The sequence below is a fragment of the Microbulbifer mixtoriginis (SeqCode) genome, assembly GCF_052466865.1.
In genome coordinates this window covers 1,598,472-1,614,597 of the sequence record NZ_CP174293.1, presented here as the reverse complement: position 1 = coordinate 1,614,597, position 16,126 = coordinate 1,598,472, and the positions used below count along the sequence as shown (strand labels likewise).

At 49.0% G+C, this 16,126-nt stretch carries 16 protein-coding genes and 1 pseudogene; 7 read left to right on the top strand and 10 right to left on the bottom strand.

Annotated elements, in window-relative coordinates:
* Positions 1 to 13: 13 nt before the first annotated feature.
* The 3 genes from ACJJJA_RS07260 to ACJJJA_RS07250 are packed head-to-tail and all read left to right on the top strand — an operon-like array spanning position 14 to position 1,890.
* Positions 14 to 889: an SMP-30/gluconolactonase/LRE family protein gene (locus ACJJJA_RS07260; protein WP_444888371.1), complete on the top strand. Its 876-nt coding sequence runs from the start codon at positions 14 to 16 to the stop codon at positions 887 to 889.
* Entirely contained in the window at positions 889 to 1,350 is a 462-nt protein-coding gene (locus ACJJJA_RS07255) for a cupin domain-containing protein (RefSeq protein WP_444888370.1), read from the top strand. Before ACJJJA_RS07260 ends, ACJJJA_RS07255 begins: the two co-directional genes overlap by 1 nt.
* 36 nt (positions 1,351 to 1,386) lie before the next feature.
* A complete protein-coding gene (locus ACJJJA_RS07250) occupies positions 1,387 to 1,890 on the top strand; it encodes a nuclear transport factor 2 family protein (RefSeq protein WP_444904157.1) in 504 nt (167 codons plus the stop codon).
* A gap of 392 nt (positions 1,891 to 2,282) precedes the next feature.
* Here ACJJJA_RS07250 and ACJJJA_RS07245 read toward each other — a convergent pair whose 3' ends face one another.
* Both ACJJJA_RS07245 and ACJJJA_RS07240 read right to left on the bottom strand, forming a co-directional pair.
* Positions 2,283 to 2,927 (bottom strand): hypothetical protein, encoded by a 645-nt coding sequence (locus ACJJJA_RS07245; RefSeq protein ID WP_252085059.1) that lies wholly within the window; start codon positions 2,925 to 2,927, stop codon positions 2,283 to 2,285.
* A 243-nt stretch (positions 2,928 to 3,170) separates the two neighbouring features.
* Entirely contained in the window at positions 3,171 to 3,542 is a 372-nt protein-coding gene (locus ACJJJA_RS07240) for a nuclear transport factor 2 family protein (protein ID WP_444904156.1), read from the bottom strand.
* A 114-nt stretch (positions 3,543 to 3,656) separates the two neighbouring features.
* Here ACJJJA_RS07240 and ACJJJA_RS07235 point away from each other — a divergent pair, with 114 nt between their 5' ends.
* A complete protein-coding gene (locus ACJJJA_RS07235; protein ID WP_444904155.1) occupies positions 3,657 to 4,535 on the top strand; it encodes a LysR family transcriptional regulator in 879 nt (292 codons plus the stop codon).
* A gap of 107 nt (positions 4,536 to 4,642) precedes the next feature.
* Here the strand turns inward: ACJJJA_RS07235 and ACJJJA_RS07230 are convergent, their stop codons facing one another.
* Positions 4,643 to 5,683, bottom strand: a complete 1,041-nt coding sequence (locus ACJJJA_RS07230) for a helix-turn-helix transcriptional regulator (RefSeq protein WP_444904154.1) — start codon at positions 5,681 to 5,683, stop codon at positions 4,643 to 4,645.
* 212 nt (positions 5,684 to 5,895) lie between these two features.
* Here ACJJJA_RS07230 and ACJJJA_RS07225 point away from each other — a divergent pair.
* Positions 5,896 to 6,402 (top strand): annotated as a pseudogene (locus ACJJJA_RS07225) (nuclear transport factor 2 family protein).
* A gap of 61 nt (positions 6,403 to 6,463) precedes the next feature.
* Here the strand turns inward: ACJJJA_RS07225 and ACJJJA_RS07220 are convergent.
* The 3 genes from ACJJJA_RS07220 to ACJJJA_RS07210 all read right to left on the bottom strand — a co-directional run bounded on the left by ACJJJA_RS07220 (position 6,464) and on the right by ACJJJA_RS07210 (position 11,693).
* Positions 6,464 to 7,075 (bottom strand): NUDIX hydrolase, encoded by a 612-nt coding sequence (locus ACJJJA_RS07220; protein WP_252085055.1) that lies wholly within the window; start codon positions 7,073 to 7,075, stop codon positions 6,464 to 6,466.
* A gap of 110 nt (positions 7,076 to 7,185) precedes the next feature.
* Positions 7,186 to 10,350 (bottom strand): efflux RND transporter permease subunit, encoded by a 3,165-nt coding sequence (locus ACJJJA_RS07215; RefSeq protein ID WP_444904153.1) that lies wholly within the window; start codon positions 10,348 to 10,350, stop codon positions 7,186 to 7,188.
* A 32-nt stretch (positions 10,351 to 10,382) separates the two neighbouring features.
* The gene (locus ACJJJA_RS07210; RefSeq protein ID WP_444904152.1) at positions 10,383 to 11,693 is read right to left on the bottom strand and encodes an efflux RND transporter periplasmic adaptor subunit; all 1,311 of its coding nucleotides are present in this window, start codon (positions 11,691 to 11,693) and stop codon (positions 10,383 to 10,385) included.
* 102 nt (positions 11,694 to 11,795) lie between these two features.
* Here ACJJJA_RS07210 and ACJJJA_RS07205 point away from each other — a divergent pair, with 102 nt between their 5' ends.
* Positions 11,796 to 12,335, top strand: a complete 540-nt coding sequence (locus tag ACJJJA_RS07205; protein WP_252085052.1) for an NUDIX hydrolase — start codon at positions 11,796 to 11,798, stop codon at positions 12,333 to 12,335.
* Positions 12,336 to 12,437: 102 nt separating this feature from the next.
* Positions 12,438 to 12,965 (top strand): hypothetical protein, encoded by a 528-nt coding sequence (locus tag ACJJJA_RS07200; RefSeq protein ID WP_444904151.1) that lies wholly within the window; start codon positions 12,438 to 12,440, stop codon positions 12,963 to 12,965.
* 43 nt (positions 12,966 to 13,008) lie between these two features.
* Here the strand turns inward: ACJJJA_RS07200 and ACJJJA_RS07195 are convergent, their stop codons facing one another.
* From ACJJJA_RS07195 to ACJJJA_RS07180, 4 genes are all read right to left on the bottom strand, one after another.
* The gene (locus ACJJJA_RS07195; RefSeq protein ID WP_444890953.1) at positions 13,009 to 13,338 is read right to left on the bottom strand and encodes a YqfO family protein; all 330 of its coding nucleotides are present in this window, start codon (positions 13,336 to 13,338) and stop codon (positions 13,009 to 13,011) included.
* 79 nt (positions 13,339 to 13,417) lie between these two features.
* Complete coding sequence (trxA, locus tag ACJJJA_RS07190) at positions 13,418 to 14,272, bottom strand: thioredoxin (RefSeq protein WP_252085049.1); 855 nt, start codon at positions 14,270 to 14,272, stop codon at positions 13,418 to 13,420.
* Positions 14,273 to 14,311: 39 nt separating this feature from the next.
* Entirely contained in the window at positions 14,312 to 14,692 is a 381-nt protein-coding gene (locus ACJJJA_RS07185; RefSeq protein ID WP_444885694.1) for an MmcQ/YjbR family DNA-binding protein, read from the bottom strand.
* Positions 14,693 to 14,701: 9 nt separating this feature from the next.
* Positions 14,702 to 16,072: a hypothetical protein gene (locus ACJJJA_RS07180; protein ID WP_444904150.1), complete on the bottom strand. Its 1,371-nt coding sequence runs from the start codon at positions 16,070 to 16,072 to the stop codon at positions 14,702 to 14,704.
* Between the last annotated feature and the right edge of the window lie 54 nt (positions 16,073 to 16,126).

Here is a 16,126-nt window from a genome sequence, read left to right as displayed (position 1 = left end):
AAAGGGTAAATCTATGCAATATAGCCTTCACCCACTAATTGAAACCGATGCACATGAAGGCCTCGTATGGGTCGATTGGCAAAAGAGATTATATTTCACCTCCAAACCTTCAAGTGATTATCGAACTCCATCGGCCATTCGTTATTTTGATTTTAAAGACAGGTCTATACATACGGTAATTGAGCGAAGCAATATGGCTAATGGTATGTGCCTGGCAGCTGATAAAAATCACCTGCTAGTGGCTGAGCAGGGATTCCATGATAGTCCTGGATGTATTAGCCGCATAAATTTAAATAGCTTTTGCCGAGAGATTATTGTTGATAACTTTAAAGGACTACCCTTTAACTCACCTAACAAGATTGTCCAAGCAAACTCCCACTTTTTCTTTACCGACCCCGATTATGGTTACTACCAGGGGTTTAAACCACAAAGCGAATTACCCACCGGATTATACTCCTATGATGTACAAGCATCGCAATTATTTTGCCTGGGCGATGAATTTATTGTTCCTCACGGGCTTGCACTCTCCCGCAATCAAGAAACTTTGTTTCTAGTTGATAACTGCAGTATCACAAAAGAAAAGCCTTTTTACGCCCCCAACCATGAACAAATTATATTCACCCTCCAGCTCAGCTGTGGGTCAAGCAATGTTCAAACAGAAACAATCATCAAAATACCCCCACAGGGTTTTATCGATGGAATAATTATTGAAGAGAACAAACAGCTAGTATTTACCTGCTTAAATAAGTTGATGACCTGTTCAGCACAAGGAGAAAACTTGCAGTGCCTCTACGAAAGTTCTGAGAATATTAACTTTGTAAACATAGCAATGGCAGAAGGAAGGCTATACGCCACTTCAGATAATGCCATTTACTATCTTGAAACTTAATGAAAAACATGAAAACAAACCATGAAACCCAGCAAAAGTACTACCACCTTTGGACTGACAAAAGTCATATTTCCAGGACAACAGAGCACTATTTAACTGGCTTTACATTAATCCAATATTCCAACCCCAATCCAGAATATCACTACAAAGATTTGCCAGAGGTAATAAACAGTGAGTTTGCCATCTTACCTCCCAGCTGGGAAAGTGATTTTCACCCAACCCCCAGTCCACAATGGGTCATTACCTTATCCGGCCGATGGAGAACAACAACAAAAGATGGGGTTTGTGTAACCTACCAACCAGGTGATGTGCACTTTGGTGGAGATTTACCACTGGAGGGAGTGCCGTTAAATCAACAGGGTCACAAAGCGCTTAACCCATCCTCCAAAGAATCGACAAAGGTATTGATACTTTCTGTCAACACCCCTCTTTCAATTCCTGAAAGCCAGTTCTGCCCCTAAATACCATAGCTATAGTGAAAGAACATATAAATTATTATGGAGGATGAGAATATTATTTATGAGAAACTGGCAATTTTCGATTTGCTGTCAAAGTTTACTCTCACTATAGATAATCACGACGCCAAGGCCTGTGCCTCGCTATTTACCGAAAATGGTCGCTTTGAAAACGGTAGTTTGATGATTAAAGGGCGGCAAAAACTTTATGAATACCTGCTTGTCCACAGCCGTTTGGGTACCCAACATATCACGTCTTCATATCTTTATGTTGTTTCTCTCGATAGGGCGACCGCCAAGGGAAAAGCAACCACAGTGGTTATTGCAGCAAATCGCACGGGTTATTGCGTGGTAATGGCGGGCCAGTATGACGATGAACTTGTGAAGGTTAATGGTGATCGGCTATTCCTGCGCCGAAGTGCCATCGCTTCTGGTTTACCTGAAGATCCAGAATTTTCATTACTCAATGCAGATCAGCAAACTGCACATGTAATAAAACCCTTATTAGATGCATGGCAGCAACTGGGCGAACCCATCAGGCATTGATGACACCAATTGTCGAAGCCCCTATGACAGCTACACGAGCACTAGCCATACTGCAAGAATATGGAAAATCAAAAAGAAAACAATGATTCAGCACCTGACCAAAACAGAAATAAGATTTGCTGTATTCTATGTTTGCCTTGTGGAGAGATAATCACTTCAATCAGTATCTATCCAGGCTTAACGCAATTGGCTCTGATATTGCAATCTGCCTAAATTCAGGGAATGTAATAAAAAAGCCTCCCACTCCAGCCTCAGAGGGCTAATCATTGACTAGAAATAGGGCTTCAATTGCGCATCCGTCAGTACACTTAGTGCAGCGAGTAGAAACACATTGATGATCGGCCCCCACTCACTATGCTAAGCCGCAATGTCTCGATAATAAAATAAAAGAATTAATATGCTTTAGCCCCAGCTCTGGCTATCCATGCCTTACATGCACCACAAGGAGGCCTTCTATCCGATTTCCCTTTGTGCTTATTGGGCTGACGAGCCGCAAAAATACTATTTTTGATAGATTGACTGTTTTCTCCTGATTTACGCCGCTGACTGAATGCCCTTCTCAGGCAGTCTACCTCAGCACAGGTTCGACCAAAGATATATCGGTCTACATCCAGTTCTGCCGGAATAGTGTTCCAAATCGTATTCGGGATATATCCTCGACTGGTTCCATTCCCTGTTGATCCTTCAAACCACTGTTCTAATACACTGTCGTACATAACTGCTACCATACTCGGTGTGTTCGAACCATTTCCGCCACGGTCCCTGGCTAGTGTTCTAACTTTATTGACGGCCTGATTCCCTAAATTTTGGGCAGAGCCAGCCTTCGGTACTGTCTGAATATATTTGACATATTTTTGGCAATGCAACATTGGCCGGCGCTTAGGGGCTATTCCCTTGTAGATAGGACCAAACTGACTGATAACATTATGGGCATGGTAATAGGCATGTTCCATCACCGGAGGAGGTAACGGAGAACCATTTTCAACCACAAAAATACCACACTTATTACACTGAAACTTATGATGATATTCTGGCATCCTGTATATCCTTTACGTTAACCCAATTTAATTAAAAAATTAAAAACTGCTTTTTAATTCTCAAAGAAAACTACACACCCTTTAATTGAAAAAGCACCGTTTAGTCGAGGGTGGATCTGTTTTTGTTACACTTAACACCTATAAAATATCTATTCATTAAAACTGACCAAAAATTCTTGGCCAGCGAGCATTGGCGATACTGCTAGTTAGCAGCGAAAATCAGAAGTATTTATACTGTTACCTTCAGCTTGGTTCTATAGCCTCAAAGTCATCCTCGCGCAGGCGCATGGTTCCATCCTCTTGCAGGACCCATAGTTCCCGAGTGATAACTCCTTGCGCATTGTTCATCTTCCACTTACTGGTAAGAACTGTTGAGGAACCATCAACTACCTCAATCTCGGTATCTTGATAAGCCACATCAGAGAATCCCTGAGCCACTAGGTTTTGCCAGAAAGCTTTTATCTGCTCCCGACCTAGAAATACACCAAACGGCCTGGCATTCATTTGAGCATTCTGTTCATACATTGAAGCGCAGCCCTCAGCATTCCCTTGATTAAAAAACGACTTCCACTGTTCGCTGGCCACAATAGTTTTCTCAATAAGTATCTTGTTCATATCCAACTCCTCTTGATAAAGGCTTGATCTTTAACTTCCACAAGCATATTGCCCTAACGCACCGCCTGTGATAAACACACATTCAATCAAATTAGTGTTTAGTGAAATTAAACTATGAAACCCAGTCTAGAGGACATGCAAATATTTTTAGCCGTAGTTGAGGCCCGCAGCTTTACTGCCGCAGCAGACAAGCTGGTACGTACCAAGTCGGCAATTAGCCAGGCAGTGACTAGATTGGAAGAAGATCTCGGTACAAGGTTGCTTTACCGGAGCACCCGCTCGCTTTCACTGACGGAGACAGGAACCCAATTCTACGCTCACTGTCGCGAGATCCGGGATATCTACAACAACGCCCTGGCCGATTTAAAAAGTAATAACAAAGAACTCTCGGGCACACTGACAATCACAGCTCCCCACGCGCTCTGCGAGCCGGTTATAGTCCCTGCAATTAGACAGCTTAACGAGCAGCATCCACAGCTGGGGGTTCGTTTACTGGCGGATGATGCCCCAATGAATTTGATTGATTCCCAAGTAGACTTGGCAATTCGGGTAGGCAACCTGGATATGCAATCCGCCAAAGTGTCAAAGCTGGGAATACTCCGGGAAAGCCTCTATGCGAGTAGAGGATATATAGAGCAACAGGGAGGAATACCTGACGATCTTACCGAATTACGCAACTGGCAACATATCATCAATGATTGGCAAGGCACCCCGGTGAAATATCAGCTGGGTAGTAAAAAAGAGATTCGAGTTATTCCCAAGATACGCTGCAACTCACTACATAACATTTTACAAATGACAACAATGAGTTTAGGGGTTGCAAGACTACCAGACATTGTTACAGAAAAATTGGTTAGAGAAGACTCCTTAAGGCATCTAGTCACAATAGCTTCAACTCCCGTTCACTATATGCACCTTTTTTCTAAAAGGCCTCCGCCAAAGGTTCAACACTTCACCAAGATTTTGAGAACATTAATGTCATCTTATCACTAGTTTACGAGTTATCTTCGACTTAGGGGCTATCGAATAGAGGTAGGACCTTAGCCTTAGTATCCGATAAAACTCATTATAAATGAAAAGAAAAACCCCTAAAGATAGTGTCAATTTTCAAGTGCCAGAGTTCTTTCCCGCTCCACAAAAGAGCGCTTTACAAACTCAGAAGCGCTAAGACCCAGCTCCTCTTTGAATGCCCGGGAAAACTGGCTGGTGCCGTTAAATCCACAATTGAACGCCACCTGTAAAATACTTGCATTTTTCCCGGCTGCCAATAACTGTGCGGATGCGGCCTCCACCCTGGCACGTCTCACCAAGTTAATATAAGAGGTATTATGAAAACGCAGCGCTCTATGTAAATAGGAGGTTGAGATATCCAATGACGCTGCCAGCTGTGGCGCGGACAAATCCGAGTCACAACAGTGTTTTTGAATCAGCCTGCAAGCCTGTTGAAAAATAGACTTTAAGCGACTCGGAGTTTCCGACTCCGCCTGCAAATTGCCACGACTCTCCTGGATACAGGCAATAATTAATTCGGCTATCGGATTAAAGAGAAAGCTGGAAGAAGCAAAGGTGCACCTTTGTTTGGCCTGGGGAAACAGCAAAAGATAATTACGTAATAAGAGGCCGGGACCACTGCTACCATCTATGGTCAGAGGACAGTTATCCTTGGGACCTGAACGAAACCCCTCGAGCTTCTCACGGGGAATGCGACACAATAGCGAGCGACTTTCATGAACCAAATCATGAGTAATTGTCTGCGCCAGATCAACCAAGTAGAGTCCACCGGGATTCATCGGGGTAAAATAACTCCCACGCTGTATAGCACCACGGCCAGATAAAAGATATATCAATGTATAATTGGCATACCCATCACTCAAGTGATTGCTTGCTCGATGAAAAGAATTCCCAGAGAAGCAGGCTCGAGCAAATGAATCTCCCGTTTCAGGATTGGAAGATACTGCAAATTCCCCATAATACGCGCTGTTATGATGAGACTTGAGCAACAATTCACAGCGGTAAGGTAGACCAGCCTCCATCAGCTCCTTCCAGCGGCGCCAGCGTTCATTAACTACAAAATCATCTGTCCTGGCCATCCAGTCAAAAAACGGAGTCTTATCGCGATCCATCGAAACATCAGTCTGCATGACATGCTTATCCTTAAGCTGCCCATTTATGGTATTAAGCAAGAATAATAGATTTTTGAAAGCCTCTTTGTACCCAAAAGTTATTTCGGCGGCATCCTAATTTTTTCTACACCAGGGTACAGGCTGGAGAAGCTGCACCTGTAAGTGATCTCCAGAAACACGGCTTAGGAGCTATTTTCATAAATAGTGAAGCGAAATAATCAGTGGATAAAATGATGAGTGAACTTCAGCTATTCAGAGACCGATTCGCAATTAGCGACCTACTTGCTCGCTACACTTTAACTATCGATAACTGTGATGCCCGAGGTTGGGCGTCACTTTTTACACTTGACGGTCGCTTCGAGCATGGCAATCGAGTAATCTGAGGAAGAGAAAAACTAGAGCGCTATGCAGTCATCCACAACAAACTGGGTAGCCGGCATATTACCTGTTCGCCATTACATCATATTTCAGAAGATGGGCAATCTGCCTCAGGCAAAGCAACTACAGTATTTATTTTAGTGACTCGCTCTGGTTATCGCGTTGCCGTAGCCGCAGAATACCATGATAAATTAGTCAAGGTAGACGGCAGCTGGCTATTTCAATGCCGCCGTGGAGTTATTGCTAAGCTACCGAATGATCCTGATTTTCCCATACTTACTGCTGATCCCAATACTCGTGACCAGTTAAGTCTTTTAGAGGATGCCTGGAAAGACTTGGGTGAACTGATATTAGATTAAAGCTACCAATATAACGAGTATCAAAAAATCCGAATCCGTGAAACATTCTTCTAGAGCAGGGCTAATTCAATGTACGTAATGGCACATCATCCCTGCGCCCAATAGAAGCGCCCAGTATTCTTACCAGGAACTCGGTTAATACTCCGGCAGTAAAGCCCCAGATTTCATAGTCGCCAAACTGGTAGGCGGGTAGATAAATAGCTTGATTATCGATTGTGATTCGGTCAGTGCGGATACGGGGATCGTCAAGAAAAAACGACAACGGCACACGAAAAATTGCATCCAGCTCACCAGGGTTGGGCCTGAGATGGGTATCCGGTGAGATCACCCCCACCCAGGGAGTGACATGTACCTGCCAGCGAGTAGTGCGTGGCCACAGAGGGCCGAGCATCCGCACCTGATTCATAGGCAGGTCCACTTCCTCTTGAGCTTCGCGCAGGGCGGTATATTGCAGGGAGGGGTCGGTGGCATCCCAACGCCCGCCCGGTAGGGAAACTTCTCCGGAATGGGTAGATAGTGTATCTGCGCGCTTAGTCAGCACTACATGGGGGTCTGGCTCTTCGGTAAGAGCAATCAACACTGCGGCATGGCCATACAATTCTGGCCCTGTTGGTACGCCAGCCTCCAGCTCTTCTATTTGCTGGGAAATTTTCTTTTCGATAATCGATAACATATCCACTTATCCCGCCTCATACAACAAAGGCTCCCTAACGTTCATCATACCGATTCCCGGTGATAACACCGAGTTGTATACCGCAATCTCCATTTGCGGCTCCCAGCCAGTTACTGCCGCTCAGCCGAAGCTGCATCCAGCTGGGACTGGGGCGTATAGCCCCCTTTGAGCTTCTCACGAATCGCCTGCACCAACGCGTAGTACACCGGCACCAGTAAAGTGGCAAACAGGCTGGCTGCGAGCATACCGCCAAACACGACCAACCCCAGGGAAATACGGCTTACGGCACCCGCGCCTGTGGCTACCAGCAACGGTATCACTCCGAGAATAAACGACATAGCCGTCATCAATACTGCCCGGAAACGCAAGCGGGTGGCGGAAATCGCAGACTCAGCAATAGACTTGCCTTTATCCCGTTCCACACAGGCGAACTCAACAATCAAAATTGCGCTCTTTGCCGCCATACCAATTAACAATACCAAACCGATCTGGGTATAGAGATTATTGATAGATCCGGCCAGCCACACCACCAACATGGCACCGCAAATCGCAATAGGCACGCACAAGAGCACCGCAATAGGAATACTCCAGCTCTCATACTGGGCCACCAAAAACAGGTACACAAATATTATGGCCAAACTGAACAGGATGGGAGCCAGATTGCCTGAGGTAACCTCCTGTAAACTAATCCCGGTCCATTCATAGCCGTAGCCTTCCGGCAGCCTGGAGGCCAGCTCCTCCATGGCATCCATGGCCTGACCACTGGAGTAACCCGACGCTGGAGCGCCATTAATCGTCACGCTGTTATAGAGGTTGTAGCGGGTGATGGTTTGTGGTGCCACAACCGGCTCAATAGTGGAGACCGAGGTAATCGGCACCAGACCACCACTGTTGGCGCGCACATAGAAGCCCGCCAGATTTTGTTCGTCATCGCGAAACTGCGCATCTGCCTGGGCGATCACTCGGAATACTTTGCCATATAAATTAAAGTCGTTTATGTAATATCCGCCCAGAAAAGTCTGCAATGTCGAATAAACCTCTGGCAACGGCACACCAAGTACGTGCGCTTTTTCTTTATCGATCTTTAATTCCAACTGAGGGGTAGCCGCCTGGAAACTGGTGAAGGCCTGGGAAATTTCCGATCGCTGATTGGCCGCGCCCAACAGATCAATCATTACTTGTGATAATTCTGTAATACTACGCCCCTGCAAATCCTCCAGCACAAATTCAAACCCTCCCACGGTACCGATACCCGGCAGGGGTGGTATGACAAAAGGCATAATCTGTGCGTTGGGTATCTGCGCCAGTTTTTTCTGTGCCCGCTGCATAATGGCGAACTGGTGATCCTCTTCACTGGTGCGGTCATCCCAGGGTTTTAACACCGCAAACATCATTGCGGTATTAGATGAGACACTGTTGGTAAGCAGGTTATAGCCGGGCACACCCACCACATGGGCCATACCGGGTTCTTCCAATAATATGTCTGTAACCTGATTCACCACCGGGCCCGTGCGCTCCAGGGAGGAACCATCCGGCAATTGCACGTGTAGCATAAACGTGCCCTGGTCCTCGTCCGGGATAAAGCCAGTGGGGATACTACTAAATAACCAAAAGGCCAGCAGGAAAATACCGATAACGGAGATAATTCCGATTAGCGGAATCTTTACGCAGGCTTTTACCATGCCCACATAAAAATTGGTGGAGCGATGCAGCCCTCGGTTGAAAAAACCAAATACCCCGGTCTCTTTCACTCCGGCAACTTCGCCTTCCTTACCCACTTTTAAAATACTGGCGCAAAGTGCCGGGCTCAGGGTAAGCGCATTAAGGGAGGAAATCGCGACCGACATAGAAATAGTAACCGCAAATTGCTGATACATTTTTCCGGTGATACCCGGCATCAACATGACCGGTACAAACACCGCAAACAACACCAGCGTAGTGGCAATGACCGGCCCAGTAACCTCACGCATAGACTGCAACGCAGCCTCCTTTGGCGTTAGGCCGTCACTCATCAGTCGCTGGGTGTTTTCCACCACAATAATCGCATCATCAACCACTATGCCAATCGCCAGAATCAGCGCAAACAAGGTGATGGTATTAATAGTCATACCAAACGCCAGCATCAATGCAAAAGTGCCCACCAGTGAAACAGGGATGGCAATAGCGGGGATCAGGGTGGAGCGCCAATCCTGTAAAAACAGGAAGACCACCGCGATCACCAAGATCAGGGCAATAAATAGGGTCTGCACCACCTCTTTGATAGAGGCCTGAACAAACAGAGTGGTGTCGTAGAGGATCTCTGCCTTTAGGCCATCTGGAAAACGCTGGGAAAGCTCTTTGACCTTGGCCTTGATGCCGTCAGCCACTTCAATGGCATTGGCTTCCGGCAACTGATAAACGCCGATCACTGCCGAAGCCTGGTTATCCAATTGCCCATAGGAGGAATAGGACTCACTGCCCAATTCCACCCGCGCCACATCTTTCACTTTTACCATGGCGCCATCGGGTTTGGCGCGAATAGTAATTTCCTCAAATTCCTTGGGATTCACCAGGCGCCCCTGCACCAGGATGTTGTATTGAAATTGCTGGTCCTTGCGAATGGGCGGCGAGCCAATCTGCCCAGCCGCTACCTGCACATTTTGTGCCCGTACCGCGCTGATAACATCCTCGGTGGTAACGTCCAGGGACGCCATCCTATTCGGGTCCAGCCACAGGCGCATGGCGTAATTGCGCGAGCCAAAAATAACTACGCTGCTCACACCCAATACGCGCGCCAGCTCATCCTTCAAATAAATTTCTGCGTAATTGGCTAGGAAAAGTTCATCGAATTTCTGCTCAGGAGAAAATAAGTTCACGACCAATAGCAAAGTGGTGCTTTGCTTGGAAACCACCACACCATCGCGCTTTACATCCTCTGGCAATTGCGGCGTGGCCTGCTCCACACGGTTCTGTACATTGACCTGAGCGATATCATCGTCATAACCAGATTTAAACGTTACCGTGAGACTGTAAGAGCCATCGTTGCCACTGGTGGAGGACATATAATCCATGCCTTCCACGCCATTCACTTGGGATTCGATGGGCACGGCAACACTATCGCGCACAACTTCAGCACTGGCCCCGGCGTAATTGGCTGCGACGTTTATTGTGGCTGGAGTAATTTCTGGAAATTGCGCCACCGGTAATAATGGCAACGAGAGAATACCCGCAAGAGAGATCAGTATGGAGATGACAAAGGCGAAACGGGGCCGCCGTATGCAAAAGGCACTGATCATAAATTCGCTAAGCCCCCCCCATTTCAGGCGGGCTATTTATAATCATGCTCTTGTCCCTCGTATCGGTGGCGTTCGCCCTCCTCCACACCTTCAGGAAGTTCCATGTCATCGGGGAGCAGTGTCCCCTGCCCGAAGCCTATAGGCTGTTTGGTATTTTGCTTACCTACGGGAGAAGCGCCACCACTTGCGGGCTCCGCCGGCTTTTCTGATGCGTCGTAGGGGTTTCGTGGCGTGTTTTGAGGGGTCACTGGCTTACCGGCAACAACCCGCTGCAGACCGTTAACGATGACCGACTCCCCAGCAACCAACCCATGGTTGACCGCCCAAAGCTCCCCCTCCCGCTGCCCCAAAGTGACATAGCGTTTTTCAGCAATATTTTTCTTACCCAGCACAAAGAGGTAACGCCCCTGCATGTCCTCCAGCACTGCAGATTGCGGCACCAGCGGTTTAAGTGCCTCACTGCCGGTATACAAACGGATTGAGACCCGAGCAAATTGCCCTTGCACCAGTAGGCTGCCCGGATTGGGAAAGAGTGCGCGTACCGCTACGGAGCCGGTGTTGGGGTCTATCTGGTTATCGATAAATACAATCCGGCCCTGATAGGGGTAAAAATTACCATCCGGCAGCTCTATACGCACATCCAGCCTCGTTGGCGGCAACCCCTCCCGGCGGCGGCGCTCGGCATCCACCTGTACGGCATAGAGTTGGTTTTCAGGAACCTCAAACAACACATAGATTGGGTCCATCTTAACGATGGTAGTGAGCGGGTCCGAATCAGGTCCCACCAGAGAACCCTCAGTAAACTGGGTACGACCAATGCGGCCGGTAAGTGGCGCGTAAATCTTTGTGTAGGAGAGGTCTAGGCGGGCACTTTCCACTTTGGCCCGATCTGCATCGACCTGTGACTTCGCCTCCTCAAAAGTGCCCAGTAATTCATCCATCTGCACTTGGCTGATAGCACCTGTAGCGACCAACTTGCGACCACGTCGATAATTGCGTTCAGCGATCCGTAGAGTTGCCTCAGCGCGCTCCAAATTGGCACTTTGGTTATCCAATTCAGCGATAAATGGGCGCGGATCTATTTCAAATAGCAGGCGCCCTTTCTTAACCGTTTCCCCCTCTCTAAAATCGCGACTCTGGATATAACCTTGCACGCGGGGGCGCACCTTATACTCATCGGTGGCCTCCACCCGGCCGACAAATTCAAAGCGCGGAATCACTGGCTGTTCTCGCACCACCAGCACCTCTACAGGAGGCGGTGGCGGTGCCTTTTGCTTATCGTCTTTGCCGCCACAGGCCGCCAGGGCGATCAGCACAAGCCAAAAAAATAAAATACGCGCCATAGTAAAGCTGGCACCGCCCTATGAACTTCAACACCTTTAACAACTATAGGCGTCAAAAAGCTGGAAGCTGGCGCTGGAATCTTGCATGGGTATACTGACGCCATGAAATTTTGTAGCCAATGCGGCAGTAATGCCGTCACATTTTCCATCCCCCAAGGCGATGACCGCCCTCGCCACCTCTGTGGCAATTGCGGCACCATCCACTACATCAACCCGCGTGTGATTGTCGGTGTTTTACCCTACCTGGAAGACCGGGTCTTACTGTGTAAACGCGCCATTGAGCCGCGCCTGGGACTCTGGACCCTGCCCGCCGGCTTTATGGAAAACGGTGAAACCAGTGAAGAAGGTGCTTTGCGCGAGTCCTGGGAAGAAGCACGTGCCAGCATTCGTGTGGACGAGCTTTATTCAATTTATGACATTCCGCATATCAATCAGGTTTACCTGATGTATCGCGGAGAGCTCACCGATACGAATTTTGGCCCCGGGCCGGAGTCACTAGAAGTGTCACTATTTCGCCAGGAAGAAATCCCCTGGGCTGAAATTGCCTTCCCGATTATGCATAAAACTCTCAAGCACTATTTCACCGACACGGAACAGGGGCAATACCAGCTGCACCGGGGCGTTATTTCGCGGAAGCTATAGTGGTAGCTACAGCGCGAGCCAAGCTGAAGATAGTGCACTGGAAGAGGACTCTGGGTGGGAGAAGCACTCACCCACCTGAGTACATTTAAAAAGGATATTCCAATGAAATACGCCTATATGCTTGCGGTACTGTTATTAGTAGGCGTGGGCTTACCCATGTTGATTCCCGGCCCCGATGGCAAACCGATTATGTCTCCCCAAGACTGGCTTCCCGATCAGCAGACTCTGGGCGCAGTTCGCCAGCAAGGCCAACGCGCCATTCAAGCGGTGAGCGACAGTACTCAGAAATCTGCCGAGCAACTGGAAACCCTGGTGGAATCCAGTGGCCTTTTGCCAGAAGAGCAACATAAACAGGCCAGGGAGGTATTTAGCTGGCGGGACAGTGAGGGCAATTGGCACTTCTCTGATTCGATACCCGAGGGCCTGGATACTCATGTACGTATACATCGGATAAAACCCATCAATACCCTGCCCTCCACACCCAGCAACGATGCTCAGCCACAAGGCCCCCAGGCACAGCTATTGCAGGAGAACCGTGAGGGCGATAGCCGGATTTCACAGATTTTGAAAGAGGTTCAAGCGCTAAAAGAAAACAGTCAGCAGCGCCAGCAGGCACTGGATAACCTTTAAAGCCCTCTCTCGCGAATGGCAGGATACTGTTTATATCCTGTCACTAGCGAATTTTGCCGCCACAACGCTCATCCAGGCGCCAAAGGTCAAAGGCCGGCTCCTCGTAAGGATGTGCCTGGTAGAGGGCTTCAAGTGCTGCATCCACAGACTCATCGGCACACGCCATCTCAACCCGATATTCCTCTACCTGCTCTATCTGCCCGGACTCACCAATAAACGGCTGACTGCCCGCTAGTGGCCGGAACTGACCGACACCCAATACCTGCCAGCAACAACTGTCGTAGTCGCCGATTCTGCCAGCTCCGGCGTTAAACAGAGCTTGCTTGACAACTTCCAGATGACTTGAGGGTATATAGATACAGAGCTTATGCATTCTGCTGATTCACTATTCAACGGTGTATAAAGTAAAGGGGCCTTCAAGGCCCCTTTACAGTGCAATACGATTGAAACGTCTAGAACATCAACGTCATCAGCTTGCGCTGATATTGGGTGGCGATGGGGTCGCCGGCACCCAAGCTTTTCACCATATCGAGAAATGCCTGCTTGGCCGCGCCATCGGCAAAATTCATATCCTTGCGCAGGATATCCAACAACAGCTCCAGGGCTTCCTCGTGACGATTGGCCTGACTGTACTGTACCGCCAGCTTATAGGCGGAATCATAATCCTGCGGGTTCTGCTCCAGGGCCTTCTGCAGCGCCTGAATCTCGGGGGTATCCGCCGCCTGTTGTTTTAGCTCCAACTGGGCCATCAGGCGCTGGTATTCTGCATCCTGATCCGCCAGCAGAATTTTGCTGAGCACGGTTTCTGCTTCCGCAGCGCGGTTTTGATCTAGCAGCAACGCCGCCAAGTGTTTGGCGATATCCACCCGCTCGGAGGATTCAGCGTAAGCCTGGCGCAGCAACGGCAGGGCTTCATCCACCTTGCCCTCACCTATCAGCGCCTGGGCCTGCTGCAATTTGATGTCCCAGGGTTTGGGCAGATATTTATCGAGCATTTCACGAATCTGGCTTTCCGGCTGCACCCCGGCAAAGCCATCTACCGGCTGCCCCTCTTTGAGCAGCATAACTGTAGGTAAGCTGCGTACCCCCAGCTGGCCGGCGATCATCTGCTCGGTGTCGGCATTCACTTTTGCCAGGAGGAACTGGCCCGCATATTCATTCGCGAGCTTTTCCAAAACCGGCATCAGCTGTTTGCACGGCTCGCACCAATCGGCCCAGAAATCCACCAGAACCGGGCGATTCATGGATTCTTCAATGAGTACCTGCTGGGCGTTTTCTGCCGTTACATCGACAATAAAATCGTTCACAAACTCTCCTGAGTAATGTCTTGCTAATCTGCTGAGTTTCTAGCGGTAGAGGGTATCCGTGCCATAAGCCAGCTCAAGGGATTGCCGCTCAATTTTACGCAGCCCCTTAACCACAAGGCCATAGGAGCGATCCGCCATCCGCTCAATTTCATAATCCGGCACTGTGCCATCGAGCAATACAGTATTCCAGTGCTTCTTGTTCATATGGTAACCCGGCAGTACGCCAGGGAAGATATCCCGCAGGGCCTGAGCCTCATCGGGATCACACTTTAAATTGGTCGCATCTACCTCGCGGTAGCGGCTGAGAGTCGCGAACATACGCCCCTTAATCTTGTACACCGCAACATCGGGACCAAAGGGGAAGTCCTCAATCGCCTCTGGTCGCGCAAGTAAATAACTCCGCAGTTCCGCCTTGTGCATTGTTAGCGCCTACCAGTCTAGCGAAGAGGGTAAGCGTGGCGACGACAACAGCTTAGCGAAACGCTGCCAGCGCTCTTGTGCACTGCTTGTATCTCGCTCCACATAATCAGCTACCAGTTTTTTGCCCCAGTTGTAATTAATGACATAGGCACCGTAGGCATCGACAAAATCCTTGCGCTGCTTTGCCTTGGCCGGGCTCATCAGCGTGTATTTCTCAAACAGTGCCGCAACTTGGTCTGGGGCAATTTCACCATCGATATACTGCCGAGCAATTTCATTGCCGGCAAAACTGAGCTTATCCACCAGTCCCATCACCCGCTCATACTTTTGCGCACTTTGTGGGTCCAACCCGGCGAGGGGATAAAGTACCTCCATCTCGAAGCGGTTTTTTTCCTCCCCAGGAAAGGCCAGGTCGATACCGTAATTGGCACTGCCCTCGGCAATCAGAGATTGGGGACTGAACAGCGGATACACGCTGTATTCCACCCAGCCACGGTCTTCCACCAGCGTTTGCTCCAACAGCGCGTTATAGGTGTGATGGCCCGGGTAGCCTTCATGGCAGCCAAGGTCGATCGCTCGATCAATGGTAATCGGCAAGCCACTGTTCACCTGTATCAGGCTATGCGCCCCTCCCTGATACCAGTTGTAACCGCTCCAGGGTTTGTCACTGACATATTCAAGGGCAAAATTTTCATCCTGTGGCAGCGGAATATACTGCTTGGTGCGCTTGCGACACTCCGCAATGGCTGCATCAAAAACCTCTTGGAGCTTGTCCACTGGGATTTCATACTGCTGCCGAAACGCCTGCACTCGCGCACTTAGGGGCTCATTGCCGGGCAACAGCTCATCCAACTCCTGCAAGAGTGGATCAAAACTAGTGAAATTTTGCCTGGGGGGCTCGGTGTCATAAAGCTCGCGCGCTTCTTTGGCAAAGTTGCGCTCGCTTTCGCCAGCAAGGCTGCGGGCATGAGCCACCAGCGCAGCCAGTTGAGTTCGCAGGTAGTGTAGACGCAGGCCGTCAAGGGAACCATCCGCCACGCCCTCTTCGGGTAGCAGAGCGATGAGGGAGTTACCGCGTTTGGCAATATCCGCCGGGCTGGCCTGGCTCTGCTCCGCCTGCTCTCGCCACTGAGCCGGGCCATAATAGGCATCGACATAACTCTTGTCGTGATTACCCAATTCCAACACCAGGGCAACATAGTCCCTGGCCACTGTATCCATGGACATATCCCCTTTCCCTTCTATTGCAGTTTTTTGCCCTTTAACCTCTACTGCTTCTCGTAACTTATCCTCTGATCGCGCTTTACCCTCGCAGGCGACAAGAAATAGAGGTGCAGCCAGAATTGGCAACAGACACACCGCCTTTAGTACTTGTTTCATTATTATTTCTCTTGAAATTTATTTCACATCTGGAAGTTTACTCAGCCGGGAAAA

Bases quoted from the DNA above. Each gene is read 5' to 3' on its own strand.
- ACJJJA_RS07215 (WP_444904153.1), bottom strand. From the start codon at position 10,350: ATGATCAGTGCCTTTTGCATACGGCGGCCCCGTTTCGCCTTTGTCATC.
- ACJJJA_RS07210 (WP_444904152.1), bottom strand. From the start codon at position 11,693: ATGGCGCGTATTTTATTTTTTTGGCTTGTGCTGATCGCCCTGGCGGCC.
- ACJJJA_RS07220 (WP_252085055.1), bottom strand. From the start codon at position 7,075: ATGTTATCGATTATCGAAAAGAAAATTTCCCAGCAAATAGAAGAGCTG.
- ACJJJA_RS07205 (WP_252085052.1), top strand. From the start codon at position 11,796: ATGAAATTTTGTAGCCAATGCGGCAGTAATGCCGTCACATTTTCCATC.
- ACJJJA_RS07240 (WP_444904156.1), bottom strand. From the start codon at position 3,542: ATGAACAAGATACTTATTGAGAAAACTATTGTGGCCAGCGAACAGTGG.
- ACJJJA_RS07255 (WP_444888370.1), top strand. From the start codon at position 889: ATGAAAAACATGAAAACAAACCATGAAACCCAGCAAAAGTACTACCAC.
- ACJJJA_RS07200 (WP_444904151.1), top strand. From the start codon at position 12,438: ATGAAATACGCCTATATGCTTGCGGTACTGTTATTAGTAGGCGTGGGC.
- ACJJJA_RS07195 (WP_444890953.1), bottom strand. From the start codon at position 13,338: ATGCATAAGCTCTGTATCTATATACCCTCAAGTCATCTGGAAGTTGTC.
- ACJJJA_RS07185 (WP_444885694.1), bottom strand. From the start codon at position 14,692: ATGCACAAGGCGGAACTGCGGAGTTATTTACTTGCGCGACCAGAGGCG.
- ACJJJA_RS07235 (WP_444904155.1), top strand. From the start codon at position 3,657: ATGAAACCCAGTCTAGAGGACATGCAAATATTTTTAGCCGTAGTTGAG.
- ACJJJA_RS07260 (WP_444888371.1), top strand. From the start codon at position 14: ATGCAATATAGCCTTCACCCACTAATTGAAACCGATGCACATGAAGGC.
- ACJJJA_RS07245 (WP_252085059.1), bottom strand. From the start codon at position 2,927: ATGCCAGAATATCATCATAAGTTTCAGTGTAATAAGTGTGGTATTTTT.
- ACJJJA_RS07180 (WP_444904150.1), bottom strand. From the start codon at position 16,072: ATGAAACAAGTACTAAAGGCGGTGTGTCTGTTGCCAATTCTGGCTGCA.
- ACJJJA_RS07230 (WP_444904154.1), bottom strand. From the start codon at position 5,683: ATGCAGACTGATGTTTCGATGGATCGCGATAAGACTCCGTTTTTTGAC.
- ACJJJA_RS07250 (WP_444904157.1), top strand. From the start codon at position 1,387: ATGGAGGATGAGAATATTATTTATGAGAAACTGGCAATTTTCGATTTG.